This is a genomic window from Streptomyces sp. SID9727, assembly GCF_010550605.1.
In the GTDB taxonomy this organism is placed as follows: domain Bacteria; phylum Actinomycetota; class Actinomycetes; order Streptomycetales; family Streptomycetaceae; genus Streptomyces.
The window spans coordinates 1-22,238 of record NZ_JAAGNI010000124.1; the positions used below are offsets into that span (position 1 = coordinate 1).

Annotated in this window: 23 protein-coding genes and 2 pseudogenes; 13 read left to right on the plus strand and 12 right to left on the minus strand. The window is 73.0% G+C overall.

The features are described 5' to 3' along the window. The 3 genes and pseudogenes from G3I41_RS36320 to sigE all read right to left on the minus strand — a co-directional run. Positions 1 to 226: pseudogene (locus tag G3I41_RS36320) on the minus strand (protease); the annotation flags it as partial. A 121-nt stretch (positions 227 to 347) separates the two neighbouring features. Next, positions 348 to 1,337: a zf-HC2 domain-containing protein gene (locus G3I41_RS07665; protein WP_164399548.1), complete on the minus strand. Its 990-nt coding sequence runs from the start codon at positions 1,335 to 1,337 to the stop codon at positions 348 to 350. Further along, complete coding sequence (gene sigE / locus G3I41_RS07670; protein ID WP_203600474.1) at positions 1,334 to 2,101, minus strand: RNA polymerase sigma factor SigE; 768 nt, start codon at positions 2,099 to 2,101, stop codon at positions 1,334 to 1,336. The genes G3I41_RS07665 and sigE overlap by 4 nt, the downstream gene beginning before the upstream one ends. Positions 2,102 to 2,279: 178 nt before the next feature. Between sigE and G3I41_RS07675 the strand changes: the two genes are divergently transcribed. Next, complete coding sequence (locus G3I41_RS07675; RefSeq protein ID WP_164399550.1) at positions 2,280 to 2,945, plus strand: O-methyltransferase; 666 nt, start codon at positions 2,280 to 2,282, stop codon at positions 2,943 to 2,945. Positions 2,946 to 3,049: 104 nt separating this feature from the next. Here G3I41_RS07675 and G3I41_RS07680 read toward each other — a convergent pair whose 3' ends face one another. Continuing rightward, positions 3,050 to 3,217 (minus strand): DUF3117 domain-containing protein, encoded by a 168-nt coding sequence (locus tag G3I41_RS07680; RefSeq protein ID WP_018105485.1) that lies wholly within the window; start codon positions 3,215 to 3,217, stop codon positions 3,050 to 3,052. 315 nt (positions 3,218 to 3,532) lie between these two features. Between G3I41_RS07680 and G3I41_RS07685 the strand changes: the two genes are divergently transcribed. Continuing rightward, positions 3,533 to 4,345, plus strand: coding sequence for an enoyl-CoA hydratase-related protein (locus G3I41_RS07685; protein WP_164399551.1), 813 nt, complete (start codon positions 3,533 to 3,535; stop codon positions 4,343 to 4,345). A gap of 18 nt (positions 4,346 to 4,363) precedes the next feature. Here G3I41_RS07685 and G3I41_RS07690 read toward each other — a convergent pair whose 3' ends face one another. Further along, complete coding sequence (locus G3I41_RS07690; RefSeq protein WP_164399552.1) at positions 4,364 to 4,951, minus strand: DNA-3-methyladenine glycosylase I; 588 nt, start codon at positions 4,949 to 4,951, stop codon at positions 4,364 to 4,366. After that, complete coding sequence (locus G3I41_RS07695; RefSeq protein ID WP_164399553.1) at positions 4,948 to 5,361, minus strand: hypothetical protein; 414 nt, start codon at positions 5,359 to 5,361, stop codon at positions 4,948 to 4,950. Before G3I41_RS07695 ends, G3I41_RS07690 begins: the two co-directional genes overlap by 4 nt. Positions 5,362 to 5,493: 132 nt before the next feature. On the opposite strand from G3I41_RS07695, the gene folP reads away from it, so the two are divergent. Next, positions 5,494 to 6,354, plus strand: coding sequence for a dihydropteroate synthase (gene folP, locus G3I41_RS07700; protein ID WP_343242084.1), 861 nt, complete (start codon positions 5,494 to 5,496; stop codon positions 6,352 to 6,354). Between the two features lie 208 nt (positions 6,355 to 6,562). Here the strand turns inward: folP and G3I41_RS07705 are convergent, their stop codons facing one another. Together G3I41_RS07705 and dapE are read right to left on the minus strand one after the other, a co-directional pair. Next, positions 6,563 to 7,348, minus strand: coding sequence for a TIGR00730 family Rossman fold protein (locus tag G3I41_RS07705; protein ID WP_164399555.1), 786 nt, complete (start codon positions 7,346 to 7,348; stop codon positions 6,563 to 6,565). A 109-nt stretch (positions 7,349 to 7,457) separates the two neighbouring features. Next, entirely contained in the window at positions 7,458 to 8,537 is a 1,080-nt protein-coding gene (dapE, locus tag G3I41_RS07710) for a succinyl-diaminopimelate desuccinylase (protein WP_164399556.1), read from the minus strand. Between the two features lie 137 nt (positions 8,538 to 8,674). Here dapE and G3I41_RS07715 point away from each other — a divergent pair, with 137 nt between their 5' ends. Continuing rightward, a complete protein-coding gene (locus G3I41_RS07715) occupies positions 8,675 to 9,496 on the plus strand; it encodes a hypothetical protein (protein ID WP_164399569.1) in 822 nt (273 codons plus the stop codon). A 315-nt stretch (positions 9,497 to 9,811) separates the two neighbouring features. Then, on the plus strand, positions 9,812 to 10,210 hold the full coding sequence (locus G3I41_RS07720) for an ATP-binding protein (protein ID WP_164399557.1): 399 nt from the start codon (positions 9,812 to 9,814) through the stop codon (positions 10,208 to 10,210). 67 nt (positions 10,211 to 10,277) lie between these two features. Here G3I41_RS07720 and G3I41_RS07725 read toward each other — a convergent pair whose 3' ends face one another. Together G3I41_RS07725 and fdxA are read right to left on the minus strand one after the other, a co-directional pair. After that, entirely contained in the window at positions 10,278 to 11,372 is a 1,095-nt protein-coding gene (locus tag G3I41_RS07725; protein WP_164399558.1) for a bifunctional succinyldiaminopimelate transaminase/glutamate-prephenate aminotransferase, read from the minus strand. 118 nt (positions 11,373 to 11,490) lie between these two features. After that, positions 11,491 to 11,811 carry a ferredoxin gene (gene fdxA, locus G3I41_RS07730; protein ID WP_018105475.1) on the minus strand — a complete coding sequence of 107 codons (321 nt, stop codon included), beginning with the start codon at positions 11,809 to 11,811 and terminating at the stop codon, positions 11,491 to 11,493. Between the two features lie 117 nt (positions 11,812 to 11,928). On the opposite strand from fdxA, the gene G3I41_RS07735 reads away from it, so the two are divergent. From G3I41_RS07735 to thrS, 5 genes and pseudogenes are all read left to right on the plus strand, one after another. Then, positions 11,929 to 12,927, plus strand: coding sequence for a GNAT family N-acetyltransferase (locus G3I41_RS07735; RefSeq protein ID WP_164399559.1), 999 nt, complete (start codon positions 11,929 to 11,931; stop codon positions 12,925 to 12,927). A 15-nt stretch (positions 12,928 to 12,942) separates the two neighbouring features. After that, a complete protein-coding gene (locus G3I41_RS07740; protein ID WP_164399560.1) occupies positions 12,943 to 13,770 on the plus strand; it encodes a transglutaminase-like domain-containing protein in 828 nt (275 codons plus the stop codon). Between the two features lie 230 nt (positions 13,771 to 14,000). Beyond that, the gene (locus G3I41_RS07745; RefSeq protein ID WP_164399561.1) at positions 14,001 to 14,750 is read left to right on the plus strand and encodes a hypothetical protein; all 750 of its coding nucleotides are present in this window, start codon (positions 14,001 to 14,003) and stop codon (positions 14,748 to 14,750) included. 121 nt (positions 14,751 to 14,871) lie between these two features. Next, a complete protein-coding gene (locus tag G3I41_RS07750) occupies positions 14,872 to 15,579 on the plus strand; it encodes a class F sortase (protein ID WP_164399562.1) in 708 nt (235 codons plus the stop codon). 210 nt (positions 15,580 to 15,789) lie between these two features. Then, positions 15,790 to 17,028 (plus strand): annotated as a pseudogene (gene thrS / locus G3I41_RS07755) (threonine--tRNA ligase); the annotation flags it as partial. On the opposite strand, the gene G3I41_RS07760 reads toward thrS, so the two are convergent. Continuing rightward, positions 17,025 to 18,245, minus strand: a complete 1,221-nt coding sequence (locus G3I41_RS07760; RefSeq protein ID WP_164399564.1) for an MFS transporter — start codon at positions 18,243 to 18,245, stop codon at positions 17,025 to 17,027. The pseudogene thrS and the gene G3I41_RS07760 sit on opposite strands and share 4 nt — an antisense overlap. An 84-nt stretch (positions 18,246 to 18,329) precedes the next feature. Between G3I41_RS07760 and G3I41_RS07765 the strand changes: the two genes are divergently transcribed. Together G3I41_RS07765 and G3I41_RS07770 are read left to right on the plus strand one after the other, a co-directional pair. Continuing rightward, the gene (locus G3I41_RS07765; protein WP_164399565.1) at positions 18,330 to 18,908 is read left to right on the plus strand and encodes a sugar O-acetyltransferase; all 579 of its coding nucleotides are present in this window, start codon (positions 18,330 to 18,332) and stop codon (positions 18,906 to 18,908) included. Positions 18,909 to 18,927: 19 nt separating this feature from the next. Beyond that, positions 18,928 to 19,470 carry a TetR family transcriptional regulator gene (locus G3I41_RS07770; protein ID WP_164399566.1) on the plus strand — a complete coding sequence of 181 codons (543 nt, stop codon included), beginning with the start codon at positions 18,928 to 18,930 and terminating at the stop codon, positions 19,468 to 19,470. Positions 19,471 to 19,530: 60 nt separating this feature from the next. Here G3I41_RS07770 and G3I41_RS07775 read toward each other — a convergent pair whose 3' ends face one another. Further along, positions 19,531 to 20,163 (minus strand): class I SAM-dependent methyltransferase, encoded by a 633-nt coding sequence (locus G3I41_RS07775; RefSeq protein WP_164399567.1) that lies wholly within the window; start codon positions 20,161 to 20,163, stop codon positions 19,531 to 19,533. Positions 20,164 to 20,460: 297 nt separating this feature from the next. Between G3I41_RS07775 and G3I41_RS07780 the strand changes: the two genes are divergently transcribed. Beyond that, the coding region (locus G3I41_RS07780; RefSeq protein ID WP_164399568.1) for a coagulation factor 5/8 type domain-containing protein at positions 20,461 to 22,238 on the plus strand (1,778 nt) is incomplete at its 3' end.

The window sequence follows — 22,238 nt, forward strand, 5'->3', positions numbered from 1 at the left end:
CCGGGGCGTCGCGCGGGGCCGGAACCTCGCCCGGAGCCGCGGCCTCACCCAGTGCCGGGGGCGCGCCCGGACCCGCGGCTTCACCCAGGGCCGGGGCCTCGACCGGTGCCGGAGCCTCCGGATCCGGCACCGCGTCCTCGACGGGGGGCTCCGGGTGCGCGGCGCTCCCCGGTGTGGGCCGGCTCCACCACTTCGCCCCGGGCTCGGCCGGCTTCCCGTCGTCCATGTTCTCCCCGAACTGCCGCAACCGGCCCTCCGCACGCCCCCGCGGGGGCGTCCCTCCCGAAAATCCTGCCGGAATTCAACCAGGTTTGGGCCGGGGCCGCGCACCCGCACGGGGTGCGGGATCAGCGGCGGGGCGAGAGGGGCAGTCCGTGACCGGCGGAGGCCGGTTTCGCCGCGGCGGAGGTGGGCGGCAGGGAGGGCTGGGGGGTGGCCTGCGGGGTGGAGGTGGGCGGGACGGGGTCGAGCCCGCCGCCCAGGGTGCGGCCCAGCAGCGAACCGGCCCCGCCGGGGCGTATCGCCGACGTGTCGGCGCGGAGGCCCAGCCCGTACGGATTGCCGGAGAGACGGCCGGAGCCCAGCAGCGACGGAGCGGCGAACCCCGCCGAGACCGTGTTCACCGCGAGGGAGACCGGGCGGCCCGCCTGGCCGGACGCGGAGCGGGGGGCCTGGCCCGGCCCGTTCCGCCGGCCGGAGAGCAGGGCTGCGCCGGTCCGTGCGTCGGCGCCGGCCGGGACCACGCTGTTGCCCGGGCCGGAGGCGCGGGTCGGGGTCTCGCCGGTGGTCGTCGGGAGGGCGCCGCCGAGCGCGATGGCCGCGAGTGAGACGGCGCTGGCGGCGGCGAAGGCGAACCGGCGGCCCCGCCACGGTGAGCGGTCGCCCTCGCGCCCCACCTCGTGGATGCGGAAGCCCGTACCGGCCGGGGGCAGCACCGCGGCCCCGCCGTGGGCTGCGGGGAGGTAGCCGAAGCCGTCCACGGGGGCGGTGGTGAGGTCCGCCCGGCCGCCCGGTGGGCGCGTCCCGGGGAAGAGCCCGTCACCGAACCGCCCGGAAGCGCCCTCGGGTCTTCCCTGCCGGTCGTCGTCACCCCCGGGCGGTCCGCCCGGAAGCCCCTGGAGGCGGGCCAGGAAGCCTTCGGAGGGCGAGGGCTGGGCGGCCTGCGCGAACACGTTCTTCAGGCGGCGCTGGGCCGCCGCCTCGGCCGCGCATTTGGCGCAGGTCGCGAGATGGGCGAGCACCCGCTCGCGGGCGTCGTGCTTCAGCTCGCCGTCGACGAGCGCGGCGAGGCGGTCCCCCAGATGTTGTTCCGCGGGGGTCGGATCCGTGCCACTCACGCCGTGCCGCCCTCCCCTGCCAGGAGGACGCCCGCGCCCGCGAGCGAGCGCTGCTCGGCGCGCGCCTCGGGCGAGCGGTGTCGCAGCGCCTTGCGCAGGTGGGAGCGCCCGCGGTGGATGCGGCTGCGCACGGTGCCCAGCTTCACGCCGAGTGTCGCCGCGATCTCCTCGTACGAAAGGCCCTCGATGTCGCAGAGGACGACGGCGGCCCGGAATTCGGGCGCGAGGGTGTCCAGCGCCTGCTGGACGTCGGCGTCGAAGTGGGTGTCGTTGAAGGCCTGCTGGGGCGACGGCTCACGGCTGGGCAGCCGCTCGGCGGCGTCGTCCCCGAGGGAGTCGAAGCGGATGCGCTGCTTGCGGCGGACCATGTCCAGGAAGAGATTGGTCGTGATCCGGTGCAGCCAGCCCTCGAAGGTGCCGGGCGTGTAGGTCGACAGCGAACGGAAGACACGGACGAAGACCTCCTGCGTGAGGTCCTCCGCGTCGTGCTGGTTTCCCGTCAGCCGGTAGGCGAGGCGGTAGACGCGGCCGCTGTGCGTGCTGACGATCTCTTCCCATGTGGGCGGGGTCCACGCCTGGGATTCCGCATCGGAGGCGAAGGTCGCGGTCGGTGCGGAGTCGTTGGAAGAACGGTCAGCAATGTCGGTCACGGATTTCGGCTCACCCGCTGACCTGAGAAAGCGCCGCAGCACTCCTCCCCGATCCACAGGCGCAGCCGCACCTCCCCTATCGGCTCTGGTGGTGTCCAGTGGAGCCCCTACCATAACCACCTCGCCCGTTAGCTCCGGATAAGCCTTTTTCCCAGCTGGGGCCGGGGATGTCCCCGGAAGCTCGCCCGTGCCACGGACCCGACCGGCGGGCCTCGTTCCCGGGCTTGTCCCCACCTTTGGACAACGCCCGGTCCCATCTGCGGGTTCCCGGGTCCAGCGGATACAGTCACCGTTGCGCCAACTAAGGGGACAGGAGAGGGCCATCACCGCCAACCGGCAGACGAGCTGGGCGTTCGCCGACGCCTTTGTCGCCGAGGACGAAGCACTGCGCTGGGCCCGGGACCGGGCCCGTGAGGCAGGGCTCCGCTCGGTCTCGCCAGGCACCGGGGCCGCCCTGCGCCTGCTCGCTGCCACCACGGACGCCAAGGCCGTCGCGGAAATCGGTACCGGCACCGGCGTGTCCGGCATCTATCTGCTGCACGGGATGCGGCCGGACGGGGTGCTGACCACGGTCGACCCGGAGCCCGAGCGCCAGCAGTTCGCCCGGGAGGCGTTCCGCGCCGCGGGCTTCGCGGCCAATCGCTCCCGCTTCATCCCCGGGCGCGCCCTGGATGTGCTCCCCCGCCTCGCGGACGGCGGCTACGACCTCGTGTTCTGCGACGGCGACCGGATGGAGAGCCTGGACTGCCTCGCTGAATCGTTGCGTCTGCTGCGACCTGGGGGGCTCGTCTGCTTCGAGGGCGTCTTCGCGGACGGCCGCACGGTCGACTCGGCCGCTCAGCCCGCGGAGGTGCTGCGCGTGCGGGAGCTGCTGCGCGCGGTCCGCGAGAGCCAGGAGCTGATGGCGACGCTGCTGCCGGTGGGCGACGGTCTGCTCTGCGCGGTCCGGCGCGGCTGAGGCGGACGCGCGGCCGCCCGTCCGGTGACCGTACCGGCTCCGGACGCGCCGCTGCCCCGGCACGGGAACCATGCCGGGGCAGCGGTGAAGTGATGAGCGTCTGCTCAGCCGACGACCTGCTTGAGGGCGTCGCCGAGGGCATCGGCCTCGTCCGGCGTCAGCTCCACGACAAGCCGACCGCCGCCTTCGAGCGGAACTCGCATGACGATGCCCCGCCCCTCCTTTGTCACCTCGAGCGGGCCGTCGCCCGTCCGCGGCTTCATGGCCGCCATGCTCGTTCCCCTTCCTGAAACCAGCTCATCGCAACCGGCGGCCCCATGACAGGCGCTGCCTCACCGGCATCGAACACAGTGCTTCCACGCCATTATCCCGCATCACCGGCCTTGATGACCAACATCGCTCTGCATCTCTTGGGCAACGCGCTCACTCAAAACCACCCAATTCGGGGAGCTCACTGGGATACTCCGGCCCCTTGGGCCCCTCCGCGGCGCGGAAATGTTTGACGCAGGTCACATGTCCGCCTCCGGCGAAGTCGGCCATGCTTGCGTGGAGACGCAGGTGAACGACACACAAAGGGGACTCCTCACATGGCCGATCACAACGACGTGGTGCGGTACGACATCAGCGACGGGCTCGCGACGATCACGATCGACCGCCCCGGCGCGATGAACGCCATGAACACCGCCGCCAAGGTCGCCCTCCGTGACGCCCTGCGGTCCGCCGCCGCCGACAGCGGCGTACGGGCGGTGCTGCTCACCGCGTCCGGGGAGCGCGCCTTCTGCGTGGGGCAGGACCTCAAGGAGCACCTGTCCAAGCTCGCGGAGACCGAGGCGGCGGGCGAGGGCAACGCGCTCAGCACGGTGCGGGAGCACTACAACCCCATCGTGCGGGCGCTCACCGAGATGCCGAAGCCGGTCGTGGCCGGGATCAACGGCGCCGCCGCCGGCGCGGGCTTCGGCTTCGCGCTCGCCTGCGACTACCGGGTGGCCGCCGACACCGCCTCCTTCAACACCTCGTTCGCCGGGGTCGCCCTCACCGCCGACTCGGGCGTCTCCTGGACGCTGCCCCGGCTCATCGGCCAGAGCCGCGCCGCCGACCTGCTGCTCTTCCCGCGCTCCATCTCCGCGCGGGACGCCCACGAGCTGGGCATCGTCAACAAGCTGGTGCCCGCCGCCGAACTGGCCGCCGAGGCGGCCGCCGTGGCCCGTGCCCTGGCCGACGGGCCGACCGTCGCCTACGCGGCGATCAAGGAGTCGCTCGCCTTCGGCGCCGGTCACACCCTGGCCGAGGCCCTGGAGAAGGAGGACGAACTCCAGACGAAGGCGGGCGTGTCCGAGGACCACGGGATCGCGGTGCGGGCGTTCCTCGCGAAGGAGAAGCCGAAGTACCTGGGGCGGTAGGGCGGCGGGGCCCGGGTGTCAGGCCGGGGTGGGGCGGGAGACGCAGTCGGCGAGGTGGTCGTCCACCAGACCGCACGCCTGCATCAGGGCGTAGGCCGTGGTCGGTCCGATGAACCGCAGCCCCCGTTTCTTCAGCTCCTTGGCGAGGGCCGTGGATTCGGGGGTGACCGCCGGTACGTCCCCGAGGGTCTTCGGGGCCGGGCGGCTCAGCGGGTCGGGGGCGTACGACCAGATCAGCCCGTCCAGCTCACCGGTGCCCCAGCCGGCCAGCACCCGGGCGTTGGCCATGGTCGCGTCGACCTTCGCGCGGTTGCGGATGATGCCCTCGTCGGCGAGCAGCCGCTCCCGGTCCGCCTCCGTGAACTCCGCGACCGCCGGGATGCTGAACCCGGCGAACGCGCCGCGGAAGCCCTCGCGGCGGCGCAGGATCGTCAGCCAGGAGAGACCCGACTGGAACGCCTCCAGGCACAGCCGCTCGAACAGCGCGTCGTCGCCGTGGACCGGGCGGCCCCACTCCGTGTCGTGGTACCAGAGGTAGTCCTCGGTGGACAGGCCCCAGGGGCAGCGCAGTCCGCCGTCCGCCGCCGCCACGGCTCCGCCGGTCATCGGCCGGGCTCCTCGTCGCGGGCCGGCGGCTGGTCCGCCGGCCCGGCGGTCTCAGGCGGCTGCCCGGGGCGGGGCGGCTGGTCCTTGAGGAGGTCGGGGCCGCCCGTGCGGGTCGCCTGCGCGCCGGCCAGCGCCGACTCCAGCTCCGCGATCCGCGCGTCCCGCTCGGCGAGCTCGGCGCCGAGCCGGCCGAGCGCGTCGTCCACGTCCGGCATCCGGTAGCCCCGGAGGCCGACGGGGAGCCGCAGCGCCTCGACGTCCGCGCGGCCGACCGGGCGCGACGCGGGCAGCGGGTCCGTCAGCTGTTCGGGCGCCACGTCCTGCAGGACGGCGCTTCTGCCTCCACCGACCACCGCGAGGGTGACCGCGGCAACCACCACCACCATCGCCAGCAGCAAGAACAAGAACACGCGTATCTCCCCGGGAGCGGAATTCGTCCGGGTCCGATCGTGCCATGCGGCACTGACGGTTAGTGTCGGCTGTTGGCCTCGGCGGCTTCCGCCCGGGCGGATTCACAGGAAGGGACACGGATGGCAAGCGGTGTGCTCCGGCTGGGGCGGCGTGAATTCGGGGAGCACGAGCAGGTGATCATGGCGATCGTGAACCGCACCCCGGACTCCTTCTACGACCGGGGCGCCACCTTCCAGGACGAGCCGGCCCTCGCCCGGGTCGAGCGGGCCGTGGCCGAGGGCGCGGCGATCATCGACATCGGCGGCGTGAAGGCGGGTCCCGGCGAGGAGGTCACCGCCGAGGAGGAGGTCCGCCGCACGGTCGGGTTCGTCGCCGAGGTGCGCCGGCTCCACCCGGACGTGGTCATCAGCGTCGACACCTGGCGCCACGAGGTCGGCGAGGCGGTCTGCGAGGCGGGGGCGGATCTGCTGAACGACGCGTGGGGCGGGGTGGACCCCAAGCTCGCGGAGGTCGCCGCGCGGTACGGGGCGGGGCTCGTGTGCACGCACGCCGGCGGGGCGGAGCCGCGGACCCGGCCGCACCGGGTGGGGTACGAGGACGTGATGGCCGACATCCTGCGGGTGACCGTGGGGCTGGCCGAGCGGGCCGTGTCCCTGGGGGTCCGGCCGGACGGCGTCATGATCGACCCCGGTCACGACTTCGGGAAGAACACCCGGCACTCGCTGGAGGCGACGCGCCGGCTCGGCGAGATGGCGGAGACGGGGTGGCCGGTGCTGGTCTCGCTCTCCAACAAGGACTTCGTGGGCGAGACGCTGGACCGGCCCGTGAAGGAGCGGTTGCTGGGGACGCTGGCGACGACCGCGGTGTCCGCGTGGCTGGGGGCGCGGGTGTACCGGGTGCACGAGGTGGCGGAGACGCGGGATGTCCTGGACATGGTGGCGTCGATCGCGGGGTGGCGGTCGCCGGCGGTCGCGCGGAGGGGGTTGGCGTAGGGGCGCGTCCGCGGGTGCGGCGGGCCTGTTCCGCTGCCCGCCCCCATCCGTAACCGGGGCGCTGCCCCGGGCCCCGCGCCGAACGCCGGCGAGGCTGATCGCCCTCGCCCTCGCCGCCGCAGACGTGCGGCGGCGAGGGCGAGGGCGAAACAAAGCCCTTCCGGCGAGATCGGGGAGCGGGGGTACGGGGCAGCGCCCCCGCAACACCTCAGCGGCCCACTTCCTTCGTCACCAGCGCCACCGCCTCGTCCACGTCGTCCGTGACGTGGAACAGGAGAAGGTCCTTCTCCGACGCCTTGCCCTGGGCCACCACCGTGTCGCGGAGCCAGTCCACCAGGCCGCCCCAGTAGGCCGTGCCGAAGAGGACGATCGGGAAGCGGGTGACCTTGCCCGTCTGGACGAGGGTCAGGGCCTCGAAGAGCTCGTCCAACGTGCCCAGGCCGCCGGGCAGGACGACGAAGCCCTGGGCGTACTTGACGAACATCGTCTTGCGGACGAAGAAGTAGCGGAAGTTGACGCCGATGTCGACGTGCGGGTTCAGACCGGACTCGAAGGGCAGCTCGATGCCGAGGCCGACCGAGATGCCGTTCGCCTCGCGCGCGCCCCGGTTCGCCGCCTCCATCGCGCCCGGGCCGCCCCCGGTGATGACCGCGAAGCCCGCGTCGACCAGCGCCCTGCCGATCCGTACGCCCGCCTCGTACTCCGGCGCACCGGCGGGTGTGCGGGCCGAGCCGAAGACGCTGATGGCGCTCGGCAGTTCGGCGAGCGCGCCGAAGCCCTCGACGAACTCCGACTGGATGCGCATCACCCGCCAGGGGTCGGTGTGCACCCACTCGGAGTCGTCCTCGGAATCCAGCAGCCGCTGGTCGGTCGTGCCGGGCTGCACCTGGTCCCTGCGGCGCAGTACGGGGCCGAGGCGCTGTTCCTCGGGCCGTACCGCGCCCTCGGGGATCTCCGCACCCTCGGGAATGCGCCCATCCTCGCGGTTGCCCATGACCTGCTCCCTCCGCCGACGTCGGGGGCGCTCTGCGACGCCTCCGTCTCCCGTCAGCGTAGATCGCCGCGGGTTACGGACAGGGGAATCCGGGAGGTCAGGTCGTGGGTCAGGCGGTGAGCCAGGAACGCAGGCGGTCCTCGCAGTGGGTGATCCGCTCGACCTTGACGTGCTCGTCGCGCTTGTGGGCCAGGACCGGGTCGCCGGGGCCGTAGTTGACCGCGGGGACGCCGAGGGGGCCGAAGCGGGCCACGTCCGTCCAGCCGAACTTGGGCCGGGCGACGCCGCCGACCGCGTCCATGAACGCCTTGGCCGCCGGGTGGGAGAGGCCGGGCATCGCCGCGCCGGAGTGGTCGTCCACCGTGAACTCCGCGACGCCGCAGTCGGCGAAGACCTCGCGGACGTGGGCCAGGGCCTCTTCCTGGCCGAGGTCGGGGGCGTAGCGGTAGTTGACGACGACCGTGCAGGCGTCGGGGATGACGTTGTTGGCGACGCCGCCCTCGATGCGTACGGCGTTCAGGCCCTCGTGGTACTCCAGGCCGTCGATCACCGGCCGCCGGGGCTCGTACGCGGCGAGGCGGGCGAGGACCGGGGCGGCGGCGTGGATGGCGTTGGACCCCATCCAGCTGCGCGCGGAGTGCGCCCGCTCGCCCTCCAGGTGGAGGAAGACCCGTAGGGTGCCCTGGCAGCCGCCCTCGACCTCGCCGTTCGAGCCCTCCAGCAGGATGGCGAAGTCGCCCTTCAGCCAGTCCGGGTGGGCGTCGGCGATGCGGCCGAGGCCGTTGAGGTGCGCGGCGACCTCCTCCTGGTCGTAGAAGACGAAGGTGAGGTCGCGGTTCGGCTCGGGCACGGTGGCGGCGATGCGCAGCTGGACGGCGACTCCGGACTTCATGTCGGAGGTGCCGCAGCCCCAGAGGAGGCCGTCCGCGTCGAGCCGCGAGGGCACGTTGCCGGCGATCGGCACGGTGTCGATGTGCCCGGCCAGGATGACGCGTTCGGAACGGCCGAGATCCGTCCTGGCCACGACGTTGTTCCCGTACCGCTCGACGGTCAGGTGCGGCAGCGCGCGCAGCGCCGTCTCGATGGCGTCGGCGAGGTCCTTCTCCTCCCCGCTGACCGAGGGGAAGTCCACGAGCGCGGCGGTGAGGGCGGGCCCGTCCAGGGTGAGGTCAAGCATGCTTTCGGCCATGGCTACGAGCCTAGTGCCTGTCGTACGGTGGCCCCGTGACCAGGACGGATTCCGCTGCCCCCCGGCGCCCCGGCCGCAGCCGTCGGCTGCGGATCGCGGCCGCGTTCGGCGTGCTCGCGGCGCTGGCCGGTTATCTGATGGTTCAGTACGTTTCGGGCGGACGCGGGTCCGACCAGTGCACGGTGCGGTCGGCGGACGGTTCGTACCGGCTGACGCCCGAGCAGGCCGCGAACGCCGCGACGATCTCCGCGGTCGGCACCCGGCGCGGGATGCCGGAGCGCGCGGTGACCATCGCGCTGGCCACGGCGTTGCAGGAGTCCGCGCTGCACAACCTCGACCACGGCGACCGGGACTCGCTCGGGCTGTTCCAGCAGCGGCCCTCGCAGGGCTGGGGAACCGCGCGGCAGGTCATGGACCCGGTGTACGCGGCCGGGAAGTTCTACCAGCACCTGGCCAAGGTGCCGGGCTATTCGCGGCTGCCGCTGACCGAGGCCGCGCAGCGCGTCCAGCGCAGCGGTTTCCCGCAGGCGTACGCGAAGCACGAGCCGGACGCGGCGGTGCTGGCCGCCGCGCTGACCGGCCGCACACCGGCCGCGCTGGACTGCGAGCCGCCGCGGACCACCGCCGGAACGGGCGACGCGACGAAGGTGCGGGCGGCCCTGGTGAGCGCCTTCGGCAAGGGCGTGCTGCCGGCCGGCACCGGCACGGCGGGCCCCTCCTCCTCCGGCGCGCTCACGGTCCCGGTGCGGGCGGACCGCCGCGCCGACCGGGACGGCGTCCCGCAGCGCGGCTGGGAGCTGGCGCACTGGGCGGTGGCGCAGTCCGAGGCGCTGGGCATCGACGAGGTCGCGTACGGGGGCCGGGTCTGGGCGGCCGGCTCCGGCTGGCACACGGAGCGCGAAGCGTCGCGTCGCGAGGCGTCGGACACGGACGAGGTACGGCTCCGCCTCGTGCGCTGAGGGCGCTTCGGGCTGACCGCCCACACGTGCGGGTCGTCGCCCGCACGGGGGTACCGTCGTGCGTCCCGGGCGCTCCGTGGGCGGCGGCCCGGCGACCGCGTCGGCGGCTCCCGGTATCCCTTGCCGCGCAAGGGCAGTGACGGTTCGCCGCGGCACCGCGTGACGCACCGTTTGCCCGGGTTCCTCCGCTGAGGATTATCCGACGCATTGCTCAGTCTTTACGTCTCCGCACCGCAACCTCACCCGCCCCCACGACGGTTGTCAGGGCGTCCGGCTCACGGACAGCCCGAATTCCCCTCCCGTCGAAGGAGCATCATGTCCCTCCCCCTGACCCGTCGGATCGCCCGTACCGCGCTGCTGATCGCGGCGGGTGCGGCCCCCGTGGTCGGTGCGGCCGGTGCCGCGGGTGCCGCGGAGCTCTCGCAGGCCCCGGACCTCGGCGGCCTCACCAGCGTCGAGGGTTCCGGTCTCGGCAAGACGGTCGAAGGCGCCGCCAAGCCGGCCTCGGGCGCCGCGGCCGAGACCGGCGGCAAGCTCGTCGGCACCGCGCTGCCGGTGGCGGGCAAGACGCTCACCGACGTCGGCGGCAAGGCCGCCCCCGCCGCGAAGAAGGTCTCCGGCGCCACCAAGGGCGGGGCCACCGGCACCGTCTCCAAGGCGGCCAAGGGCGGCCTGCCCACCGACGCGCTCACCAAGGGCCTGCCGCTCGGCTGAGGCCCGCCCACGCGTGAGGGGCCCCCGGGAGCGTGTGCTTCCGGGGGCCCCTCACGTACGCCGTTGGTCAGCCGAGGCGCTTGACCGCCGCCGCCACGCGCTCGTCCGTGGCCGTGAACGCCACGCGGACGAAGCGGTCGCCGGCCGGTCCGTAGAAGTCGCCGGGCGCGACCAGGATGCCCAGCTCCGCCAGGTACGCCACGGTGTCCCAGCAGGGTTCGCCCCGGGTGGCCCAGAGGTAGAGGCTCGCCTCGCTGTGCTCGATGCGGAAGCCGTGGGCCTCCAGGGCCGAGCGCAGGGCGGCGCGCCGGTCCGCGTACCGGGCGCGCTGCTCGGCGACGTGGGCGTCGTCGCCGAGCGCGGCGACGGTCGCGGCCTGGACGGGCGCGGGCGTCATCATGCCGCCGTGCTTGCGGATCAGCAGCAGCTCGCCCAGCACCGCCGCGTCGCCCGCGACGAACGCCGCGCGGTAGCCCGCGAGGTTGGACCTCTTCGACAGGGAGTGGACGGCGACGATGCCCTCGTACGTCCCACCGCAGACGTCCGGGTGGAGCACGGAGACCGGCTCCGCTTCCCAGCCCAGCTCCAGGTAGCACTCGTCGCTGAAGACCAGTACGCCGTGCTCGCGCGCCCAGGCGACGATGCGGACCAGCTCGTCCTTGGCGAGGACGCGTCCGGTCGGGTTGGACGGGGAGTTGAGCCAGAGGAGCTTCAGGCCGGTCGGGTCGAGCTCGGTCGGGTCGTCGTAGGCCACCGGGTCGGCGCCGCAGAGCCGGGCGCCGACCTCGTACGTCGGGTAGGCGAGGCGCGGGTACGCGACCTTGTCGCCGGGGCCGAGGCCCAGCTGGGTCGGCAGCCAGGCCACCAGCTCCTTGGAGCCGACGACGGGCAGCACGTTCTCGTGGGCGACCGAGACCGCGCCGAGCCGCCGCTCCACCCAGCCGGTGAGCGCGTCGCGCAGTGCGGCGGTCCCCCACACCGTCGGGTAGCCGGGGCTGTCGGCCGCCGCGACGAGCGCCTCCCGGATCAGCGCGGGCACCGGGTCGACGGGGGTGCCGACGGACAGGTCCACGATCCCGTCCGGGTGGGCCTCGGCCGTCGACTTGTAGGGCGCCAGCTTGTCCCAGGGGAAGACCGGGAGGCGGGAGGAGACTGCGGACACGGCTCTCTGCTTTCTCGTACGGAGTTCACGCGGGCGGCCCGGCGGGGGCGGGAAACACCGCGGTCCCGCACGGCGGCGAGCCGTACGGGACCGGGGCGGCGCACGTGCCGGGGCGCTGTTACTGGTTCTGCGGCGGCAGCGCGGCGATGAACGCGTGGTCGCGCTCGATCAGGCCGAGCTTGGAGGCACCACCCGGCGAACCGAGGTCGTCGAAGAACTCGACGTTCGCCTTGTAGTAGTCCTTCCACTCGTCCGGGGTGTCGTCCTCGTAGAAGATCGCTTCCACCGGGCAGACCGGCTCGCAGGCTCCACAGTCGACGCACTCGTCCGGGTGGATGTACAAGGACCGCTGGCCCTCGTAGATGCAGTCGACGGGGCACTCTTCGATGCAGGCCTTGTCCTTGACGTCGACACAAGGCTGCGCGATGACGTAGGTCACGCTGTCGTTCCTCCTCGGTAGGGCGTTGGCTCTCGCGCGGGAGCGCGGCGTCGTCGATGCCCGCACCTAGTATCTCCGTTCGCGGGCACGATCCGAACAGGAGGGGCGGACAGAGCTGTGGAATTCACCATCGGCGGACGACTGGAGGTCCGAATTGCACCAGCTGACGTGGGCAAACGGGTATCAGTCCGACGTGTGACCGGAGACGGCTCCGACGGGTCGAAATTCACCGACACCGTAGGAGTTCTCACATCGTGGAACAACGGCGTGCTGTGCGTCACACCCGCGAACGCCGAGTCGGTGCGCATCGCGGAGTCGTCCCTCGTGGCGGGCAAGGTCGTGCCAGCCGCCCCGGCCCGGCGGCGCGGCCCCGCCGCGTCCTTCGCCGAACTCGCCCGGGTGACCGCGCGCGCCTGGCCGCCCGTGGAGAGCGAACCGCTGGGCGACTGGCTGCTGCGCGCCTCCGCGGGATTCACCCGCCGCGCCAACTCCGTGCTGCCGCTCGGCGACCCGGGCATGCCGCTCCGCGAGGCGCTCGGGCGTGTCCGGGAGTGGTACGCGGAACGAGGGCTCCCCGCGTACGTACAGACCGCGACCGGTGCCGAGGGCGCGCAGGAGGAACTGTGCGCGGCGCTGGAGGAGCACGGCTGGCGGCGCGAGGTGACGGCGGAGGTGCGGATCGCGGCGCTCGCCCCGGTCGGCGACCTGCCCGCCGAGGTCTCCCGAGTGCGACTGGACCGTACGGCCGGAGCGGCGTGGCTCGCCCGCTACCAGCGGGTCGGGACGCCGGGTCCCGAGGTGACGGCGGTGCTGCGCGGCGGCCCCTCGGTGTGGTTCGCCACCGTGCCCGGCGAGGAGGGTGAGGCGCCCGCCGCGATCGGGCGGTGCGTGGTGGACGGCCGGTGGGCCGGCTTCATGGCCGTCGAGGTGGCGCCCGTGCACCGGCGCCGGGGCCTGGCGACCGCGGTGATGACCGCGCTGGCCCGGCAGGCGATGGACGAGGGCGCGTCCGCCGCCTGGCTCCAGGTGGAGGCGGACAACGAGGGCGCCCGCGCGCTGTACGACGGGATGGGCTTCGCCACGCACCACCGCTACCACCACTTCCGGCCGGTGTGACCGGTGGCGCCCGGGATGAACGACCGCGAGGAGCGGCGCCGCCGGTTCGCGGAGGAGGCCAGGGCCGAACGGCCCGACCTGGCACTGCTGTGCCTGCTGGTGGCGGCGGAGGCCGATCCGGCGCTGGACGCGCACGGCGTCGACGAGGCCCAGATCGAGCTGGACCGGCTCGCCGGGCTGCTCCCGTACGGGCTGCGCGGGGCGCACGCCTGGGCGTCGGCCCTGGCCGAACTGCTCGGTGAGCGGTGCGGGTTCGAGGGCTCGACGGCGGACTACCAGCGGCTGGAGTCGTCTCTGCTGCACGAGGTGCTGCGGCGGCGGCGCGGGCTGCCGATCATGCTGTCGGTGGTGTGGATCGAGGTCGCCCGGCGGGCGGGCGCCCCGGTGTACGGGGTGGCTCTGCCGGGTCATTTCGTGGTCGGCTTCGGCGACCCGGGCGAGCGGGTGCTCGCCGATCCGTTCGCCGGGGGGCGTCCGCTGGCGGACCAGGACGCGGAGCTGCTGGTGACGAGCGCGACCGGGGAGCGGTGGGAGCCGTCGTCGCTGGAGCCCGCGCGGCCGCTGGAGGTCGTGCTGCGGGTCCTCAACAACATCCGGGCCTGGGCCGCGGCCCGCCCGGAGCACACGGCCGTGGCGCTGTGGGCGGCCGAGCTGTCGCTGCTGCTGCCGTCGCACCCGGCCAGGCTGCGCTACGAACACGCCCAGCTGCTGGTGCGCGCGGGCGAGTTCCTGCGCGGCGCGGCCGAGATGGAGGAGTACGCGCGGGTCGTGGAGGAGGTGGAGCCCGCCGTGGCGGAGGCGGTGCGCACCAGTGCGCGGGCGGCGCGGGCGCTCCTGAACTGACGGGGCGGGAGGTGGGGCGCGGCGCCCAAACCTCGTGGGGCGCGGCATGCCGTCCAACGGGTGATGATCCGTTCTCCGCCACTCGATGGGCCCACGCCGTAGCCCCCATGCGGCGCTCTCCGATGGCGCGCTCCCGGGTTCGGGCTGACGTTGGATCACGTAGCCGCTGCGTCACCTGGAGTCGACAGGTCGTCACTCCTCGCAGGGGCGACGAAAGGAAATGTGTACAGATGCGCTCTGCCCGCACGCTGTTCGCTTCGGCCGCCGTCACGGCGGTCCTCACCATCACCGCCCCCTCGGCCTACGCGATGACCGTCGCCGCCGACCAGCACCACGGCGGCTCGTCCGCCTCCGACCACGAGCACGACAACTCCGACGGCGAGTGGAAGAAGGACAAGCCGCACGGTGGCATGCACACCGGCGGCGGCGCCCTGTCGAAGACCGTCACGAAGGAGTGGCAGCCGGGCGACGACGAGGGCGGCAAGTACAGCAAGGACGACGCCGACAAGCCGCACGGCGGCGTCCACACCGGCGGCGGCGCCCTCGCCAAGGCCGTCGCCAAGGAGTGGCAGCCGGGCGACGACGAGGGCGGCAAGTACAGCAAGGACGACGCCGACAAGCCGCACGGCGGCGTCCACACCGGCGGCGGCGCGCTGGCCAACACCCTCGCCAAGGAGTGGCAGCCCGGCGACGACGAGGGCGGCAAGTACAGCAAGGACGACGAGGACAAGCCGCACGGCGGCGTCCACACCGGCGGCGGCGCGCTCGCGCAGACCGTCACGGAGTGGCAGCCCGGCAACGACGAGGGCGGCAAGTACAAGGACGAGGAGAAGCCGAGCGGCGGCATGCACACGGGTGGCGGCGCGATGGCGATGACCGGCAGCGGTCTGGCCGCCGGTTCGCTGCTGCTGCTCGGTGGCGCCGGCGTCGCCGCGTACCGGCTCCGCCGCCGTCAGGCGTCCGGCGGTGCGATGGCCTGACCGGCCCGCGGGCCCTTTGCCGTCGCGGTCGCCGTCCCCTCCGGACGGTGGCCGCGGCGCCCGCGTTTTCCCGGTCCTCCCCACTCGTACCGCCCCCGTACGGACGAAAGGCACGTGCTCCATGGCCGCCCCGCAGACCACCGAAACCCCCTCCCCCGGGGCCGCGTCCCGCACCGGCTCGCTCGGCCGGGCCCTGCTCTGGCCCCTCGCGACGGCCGGTCTCGGCATGACCCTGATCTACCACTCCATCGGTTCGCCGGCCGACGACAAGGCGCCCGCCCCGCCGCCGGCAGCCGCGTCCGCCGCCGCGTCCCCGTCCGCCGCGGCCTCCGCGAAGGCCGACCCGAGCGAATCGCCCTCGCTGCCGCGCTCGGTGCCGACGCGGCTGCGGATCCCGGCGATCGCGGTGGACGCGCCGTTCACCCCGCTCTCCATCGGCCCTTCGGGCCGGCTCGACGCGCCGCCGCCGAACGACAAGAACCTGGTCGGCTGGTTCAAGGACGGTGCGACGCCCGGTGAACGGGGGGCGTCGATCGTGGCGGGCCACGTGGACACCACGACCGGTCCGGCCGTCTTCCTCCAGCTGCGCTTCCTGAAACCAGGGGCGACCGTCGACATCACCCGCGCCGACGGCACGGTGGCGACGTTCGCCGTGGACACCGTGGAGACGTTCAGCAAGGCGGACTTCCCCGACGACAAGGTGTACGCCGACACCCCGGACGCCCAGTTGCGGCTCATCACCTGCGGCGGCAACTACGACCGGAAGGCCAAGGACTACGAGGACAACGTCGTGGTCTTCGCGCACCTGGACTCGGTGAAGAAGAAGTGAGCGGCGGTCTTCCCCCGCGTACGGGCGGAAAAACCGGATGCGCACGGGCGCGGGGCGCTGCTAGCTTCGCGCCCGTGCAGCGTGCCGCGATGAACACGACGACGCCGGAGAGTGTCCCGGCGCGCTGACTGCTGACCAGCCGACAAGCCCCGGGGCGAGTGCCCCGGGGCTTTCGCGTGGGGTCGCTCGCCCTTCCCACGCGAGGAGACCGCCATGCACGACCACCGCAGACTCGGCCGCGAGCTGGAGCTGTTCGACACCGACCCGCTGATCGGCGCGGGGCTCCCCTACTGGCTGCCGGACGGAGCGGAGCTGCGGCACACCCTGGAGGAGTACGTCCGGGACGCCGAGCGGCGGGCCGGCTACCGCCATGTGTACTCGCCGGTGCTCGGAAAACGGGAGCTGTACGAACGCTCGGGGCACTGGGCGCACTACAGCGACGACATGTTCCCGCCGATGGACCTGGGTGAGGGACAGCAACTGGTGCTGCGGCCCAGCCTGTGCCCGCACCACGCGGTGATCTACCGCTCCCGGGCGCACAGCTACCGCGAACTGCCGCTGCGGATGGCGGAGCTGGGCGGAATGTACCGCGCGGAGTTGTCCGGGGTGCTCGGCGGGCTGACCCGGGTGCGTTCCATCCAGCTGAACGACGCGCACATCTTCTGCACCGTGGAGCAGGTCGCCGGCGAGGCGCGCGGCGCACTCGACATGATCCTCCGGGCTTACGAGGCGCTGGGCGTCCGCGCGGCCCGCTTCCGGCTGTCGCTGCCGGGGCCGGGCGGCAAGTACGTCGCTGCCCCTGAGCTGTGGCGGCGCTCCGCCGCGCTGCTCTCCGAGGTGCTGGAGGCGTCGGGGCTGCCGTACGAGGCGGCGGAGGGCGAGGCGGCGTTCTACGGGCCGAAGATCGACGTCCAGGTCGAGGACGCGGCGGGCCGCGAGTTCACCCTGTCCACCGTGCAGGTCGACTTCCACCAGCCGGAGCGCTTCGACCTGCGGTACACCGGGGCCGACGGGGCGAAGCACCGCCCGGTGATGGTGCACCGTTCCCTCATCGGCAGCGTCGAGCGGGCCGTCGCCCACCTCATCGAGCGGCACGGCGGCGCCTTCCCGGCCTGGCTCGCCCCGAAACAGCTGGCGGTCCTGCCGGTGTCCGACGCCGAACTCCCGGACGCGGAGGCGCTGGCCGGGCGGTGCGCGGAGCTGGGGCTGCGCGCGGGGATCAGCGGCCGTGAGCGCGGCAGCCTGGGCGCCCGGATCCGGGAGGCCAGGCTGGTCCCGTACCAGGTGGTGATCGGCGCGGCGGAAGCGGCCGACGGGCTCGTCGCACTCCGGCTGCGCGACGGCCGCCGGCTCGCCCCCATGCCGGCCGGTGCGGCGCTGTCCCGGATCGCCGCGCTGACCGCCGCGCACAGCACCGCGCTGTGGGACGAGGAGGCGGCGGGCCTTTAGGCCGTGTCCGGCGCCGCCTCCGCCCTCGTCCGGTCGCCCTCCCGGCCGGGGCCCAGCGACCCGGCCAGCAGCGCCGCCACGGCCACCAGCGCCAGGACCACGGTCATCGTGAGGCGCAGGCCGATGTGGTCGGCGAGGAAGCCCAGGGCGGGCGGGCCGACCAGGAAGGCGCCGTAGCCCGCCGTGGAGACGGCGGCCACCCGTGCGGCGGCGTCCGTCGGGTGGTCGCCCGCGGCGGAGACCGTGACCGGGAAGCCGAGGGAGGCACCGAGCCCCCACAGCACCGTGGCGGCCCCCGCCATCAGAGGGCTCGGGGCGACGATCACCACCGCCAGGCCCAGTGCTGCGGTCAGGCCGCTGATCCGGACGACCAGCGCCCGGCCGAAGCGCTCCAGGAAGGGTCCGCCGGCGAATCGGCCCAGGGTCATGGAGGCGGCGAAGACCAGGAAGGTCAGCGAACCCGCCGTGGGGCTCACGTCGTACCCGTCGACCATGAGCAGCGGCAGCCAGTCGTTGGCCGCGCCCTCCGCGAAGGCCATCGCCAGCACGATCACGCCGATCAGGACGAGCTGCCGGTCGCGCCACACGTTCAGCTGGCTCCGCAGGCCACCGCCCTGCCCCGCGCCCGCGGCCGGTGCGTCCTCCTTGCCGGTGCCGGGCGGAATGGCGAGGACCGCCCGGGTACCGGCCGCGGCTATCAGGACCGCGACGAGTGTCAGATGCCATCCGACGGGGAACGCGGCCGCCGTCAGCGCCATGCCGAGGAGCGCCCCGACGACGGTGCCCAGGCTGAAGCAGCCGTGCAGCACCGGCAGGACGGGCCGGCCGATGGCGGTCTCGACGGCGGCGCCCTCGATGTTGAACGCCACCTCGCTCATCCCCATCCCACCGCCGAACAGGGCCAGTCCCGCGAAGACCACGGCGGCGAGCGAGAGGGCGGTCCCGGCCGCGACGACCAGCAGCCCGGCGACGATCAGGGTGACGCCGCCGAGGATCGTCCTGCGTCCCCCTTGGCGCCGCACCAGCGGCCCGGACGCCATGACACCGGCCATCGAGCCGGTGGACAGCCCGAACAGCACCAGGCCCATCGCCCCGGTGGAGACGTCGAGCCCGTCCCGGACGGCCGGGGTGCGCGCGACCCAGGAGGCCATGCCGGTACCGGCGGCGAGCATGAAGAGGAACAGTGCGGCACGCCAGCGGCGTGTGGCGGCATCCATACAGCGGGGCCTCGTCAGACGGTCGGGAGAAGTGGCGGGCGCCACGAGCGTACGATCGTACGCCTAGAGTGTACGCTCGTACCCATGACGGACTACTTCGCGGGCGATCCGCGTACGAACCACGAGCGGATGCTCGCCGGAGACCTGTACATCGCGGACGACCCGCAGATCGTCGAGGCCCAGAAGCGGGCCGTGCGGCTGGCCGCCCGCTATCTCGCCGCCTATGCCGAGGACCCGGACGCGGCGCAGCCCGTCGTCGCCGAACTCCTCGGCGGCCTCGGCGCGGGGGCACACATCCGGCCACCGCTGTACGTCGACTACGGCTCGTACATCACGGTCGGCGAGGACACGTTCGTCAACTACAACCTCACCGCGCTGGACGTCGCGCCGATCACCATCGGCCGCGACTGCCAGATCGGCCCGAACGTGCAGCTGCTGACGCCCACGCACCCGGTGGAGCCGGAGCCCCGCCGGGACAAGCTGGAGGCGGCGCGGCCCATCACGATCGGCGACAATGTCTGGCTCGGCGGCGGGGCGATCGTGCTGGCCGGTGTGACCATCGGGGACAACAGCGTCATCGGGGCGGGTGCCGTGGTCACCAAGGACATCCCCGCCAACGTGGTCGCCGTGGGCAATCCGGCCCGGGTGATCCGTTCGATCTAGGGACGACGAGGGACAGAGCGTGGCGACCGGACAGAACGACCCCGAGCGGCGGGAGCGCATCATCACCGCCGCACTCGACCTGATCGCGGCCGAGGGGGTCGCCGGGACCTCGCACCGCAAGGTCGCCGCTCGCGCCGGGGTCCCGCTCGGTTCGATGACGTACCACTTCGGCGGCATGGACGAGCTGCTGCGGGAGGCGTTCACCCGCTTCTCCAGCGGCATCGTCGCCGTCTTCGAGGAGCGCCTGGGAGCCGCCACCACGCAGGACGAGGCGCGCGAGGCGGTCGCCGATCTGGTCCACCATCTGTCCGGCGGCAACCAGCGCGAACTGGTCCTCACGCACGAGCTGTACACCCTCGCCGCCCGCAAGCCCGCCTACCGCGAGCTGACCCGCGAATGGATGCGCCGCAGCCGGGTCGCCCTGGAGTGGCACTTCGATCCGGCGACGGCCCGTCAGCTCGACGCGCTGATCGAAGGCCTTTCCATCCATCGCGCGCTGGAGACCGAACCGCACGACCGCGCCCTGACCGTCGAGGCCATCGCCCGCATCACGCGCGCCTGACGCGCGCCCACAGCCCCTGGCCGGCACCCCACCTGACCAAGGTGCCGGCCAGGTCACCCCTCACGCACCGGCCACCCGGGCGAGCACGCACACCTGGGGCCACTTCGCGCCCGGGGTGGTCAGCCGGGCGGTGACGGCGAATCCGGCCTCTTCGAGTTGTCCGACAACCCGGTCGGGTGACAGCAGGTGGATGGCGTAAGCGAATCCGCCGGCGCGCTTCTCCGAGGTGTAGGGCTCCCCGTTTCCCGCATGGAACCCCAGCAGCAGCCGGCCGCCGGGTGCCAGGACGCGGCGGAACTCCGCGAAGAGAAGGGGAAGCCGGTCCGGCGGCGTGTGCAGGATGGACCACCAGGCGACGATCCCGCCGAGGCCGCCGTCCGGCAGCCCGAGCGCGTCCATCGCCCCGCTCTCGAAGCGCAGGTCCGGGTGGCGGCGCCGGGCGGCGTCCACCATGCGCGGCGACACGTCCACGCCGTGGACGCTCAGCCCGAGGCCGGCCAGATGGGCCGTCACATGGCCCGGTCCGCAGCCGAGATCGGCCACGGGGAGCCCGCCGTCCGCGCGGACCTCCTCCGCGAACGCGCCGATCAGCGCGCGCCCCGGCACGTCCTCGGCGAAGAGGCCGGGAACGCGGGCGGCGTAGTCCTCGGCAACGGTGTCGTAGTAGGCGCGGGTCGTGTCGAGTTCGCTCACCCGTACGACCCTAAGGGGGGTTGCGCCGATGAGGGCCGGGCACCCCGCGCTCCCGGGCGGCCACCGTCAGCTCCTGAACGCAAGCGCACGCCGAACTGGCCACAGAGCGGGTCAATTGCCGTGCGGCAGACCTTATGTGTTGCGCGTAACGCGGTCCGGTCCAGGCTTCCGACGCACACCTCTTGACGTGTCCCGGATAACAACGAAACCATCGGCACCCACCGGAGAGCGCTCTCTGAGCGTTTCACCGGACCGTTTGTCGCGTCACCCGCACCAAGACCCAGGAGACGTACGTCCATGCACCTTCCCCCCACGGAAGCCCCCACCACACCCCCCACACCCCTCTCCACCGCACCGTCCCGCCGCAGGCGCCGGGGCAGGGCCTTCGGGTTCGCCGCGTTCGCCGTCTCGCTGCTCATGGCCGTCCCCACGGCGCAGACCGCCTTCGGGCAGGACGCGCAGGCCGTCGAGGGCGGTGGCGATCTCGGACCCAACGTCATGGTGTTCGACCCGTCGACGCCGGACATCCAGGCGAAGGTCGACGAGGTGTTCAAGAAGCAGGAGTCGGCGCAGTTCGGCAACGGCCGCTACGCGCTGATGTTCAAGCCGGGCACGTACAACAACATCAACGCGCAGATCGGCTTCTACACGTCGATCGCCGGTCTCGGCCTCAAGCCGGACGACACGACGTTCAACGGTGACGTCACCGTGGACGCGGGCTGGTTCAACGGCAACGCCACCCAGAACTTCTGGCGTTCGGCGGAGAACCTGGCCCTGAACCCGGTCAGCGGCACCGACCGCTGGGCGGTGTCCCAGGCCGCGCCGTTCCGCCGGATGCACGTCAAGGGCGGCCTCAACCTCGCCCCCGACGGCTACGGCTGGGCGAGCGGCGGATACATCGCCGACAGCAAGATCGACGGCCAGGTCGGCCCGTACTCGCAGCAGCAGTGGTACACCCGCGACAGCTCCATCGGCAGCTGGGGCAACGGCGTCTGGAACATGACGTTCTCCGGCGTCGAAGGCGCTCCGGCGCAGAGCTTCCCCGAACCGCCGTACACCACACTGGAAAACACCCCGGTCTCCCGCGAGAAGCCGTTCCTCTACCTGGACGGCGACGACTACAAGGTGTTCGTCCCCGCCAAGCGCACCAACGCGCGCGGCGTCTCCTGGGCCAACGGCACCCCGCAGGGCGAATCGATCCCGCTCGACCGGTTCTACGTGGTGAAGCCGGGAGCGAGCGCGGAGACGATCAACGCGGCGGTCGACCAGGGCCTGCACCTGCTGTTCACGCCCGGCATCTACCACGTGAACCAGACGATCAACATCGACCGCGCCGACACGGTCGTGCTGGGCCTCGGCCTCGCCACGATCATCCCCGACAACGGCGTCACCGCCCTCAAGGTCGGTGACGTGGACGGCGTGAAGCTGGCCGGGCTGCTCATCGACGCGGGAACCACCAACAGCGACTCCCTGGTCGAGGTGGGCCCCGAAGGTGCCTCCGCGAGCCACGCGGCCAACCCGACCAGCGTCCAGGACGTGTTCGTCCGGGTCGGCGGCGCGGGCGCCGGCAAGGCGACCACGGGCATGGTGATCAACAGCAACGACACGATCATCGACCACACCTGGCTCTGGCGCGCCGACCACGGCGAGGGCATCGGCTGGGAGACCAACCGCTCCGACTACGGCCTCCAGGTCAACGGCGACAACGTCCTGGCCACCGGGCTCTTCGTCGAGCACTTCAACAAGTACGACGTCCGCTGGTCCGGCGAGAACGGCAAAACGATCTTCTTCCAGAACGAGAAGGCCTACGACGCCCCCAACCAGGCGGCCGTCCAGAACGGCAGCACCAAGGGCTACGCCGCCTACAAGGTGGACGACTCGGTCAACACCCACGAGGGCTGGGGACTCGGCAGCTACTGCTACTTCAACGTCGACCCGAGCATCCGCCAGGACCACGGCTTCGAAGCCCCGGTCAAGGCGGGCGTGAAGTTCCACGACCTGCTCGTCGTCTCACTCGGCGGCCAGGGTCAGTACAACCACGTCATCAACGACACGGGCTCCCCGACCTCGGGGAC

Excerpts from the sequence above, each read along its gene's own strand:
- sigE (WP_203600474.1), bottom strand. The coding sequence starts at position 2,101 with ATGGTAGGGGCTCCACTGGACACCACCAGAGCCGATAGGGGAGGTGCG.
- G3I41_RS07680 (WP_018105485.1), bottom strand. The coding sequence starts at position 3,217 with ATGGCGGCCATGAAGCCGCGGACGGGCGACGGCCCGCTCGAGGTGACA.
- G3I41_RS07685 (WP_164399551.1), top strand. The coding sequence starts at position 3,533 with ATGGCCGATCACAACGACGTGGTGCGGTACGACATCAGCGACGGGCTC.
- G3I41_RS07690 (WP_164399552.1), bottom strand. The coding sequence starts at position 4,951 with ATGACCGGCGGAGCCGTGGCGGCGGCGGACGGCGGACTGCGCTGCCCC.
- G3I41_RS07705 (WP_164399555.1), bottom strand. The coding sequence starts at position 7,348 with ATGGGCAACCGCGAGGATGGGCGCATTCCCGAGGGTGCGGAGATCCCC.
- dapE (WP_164399556.1), bottom strand. The coding sequence starts at position 8,537 with ATGGCCGAAAGCATGCTTGACCTCACCCTGGACGGGCCCGCCCTCACC.
- G3I41_RS07715 (WP_164399569.1), top strand. The coding sequence starts at position 8,675 with ATGGTTCAGTACGTTTCGGGCGGACGCGGGTCCGACCAGTGCACGGTG.
- G3I41_RS07720 (WP_164399557.1), top strand. The coding sequence starts at position 9,812 with ATGTCCCTCCCCCTGACCCGTCGGATCGCCCGTACCGCGCTGCTGATC.
- G3I41_RS07740 (WP_164399560.1), top strand. The coding sequence starts at position 12,943 with ATGAACGACCGCGAGGAGCGGCGCCGCCGGTTCGCGGAGGAGGCCAGG.
- G3I41_RS07745 (WP_164399561.1), top strand. The coding sequence starts at position 14,001 with ATGCGCTCTGCCCGCACGCTGTTCGCTTCGGCCGCCGTCACGGCGGTC.
- G3I41_RS07750 (WP_164399562.1), top strand. The coding sequence starts at position 14,872 with ATGGCCGCCCCGCAGACCACCGAAACCCCCTCCCCCGGGGCCGCGTCC.
- G3I41_RS07760 (WP_164399564.1), bottom strand. The coding sequence starts at position 18,245 with ATGGATGCCGCCACACGCCGCTGGCGTGCCGCACTGTTCCTCTTCATG.
- G3I41_RS07765 (WP_164399565.1), top strand. The coding sequence starts at position 18,330 with ATGACGGACTACTTCGCGGGCGATCCGCGTACGAACCACGAGCGGATG.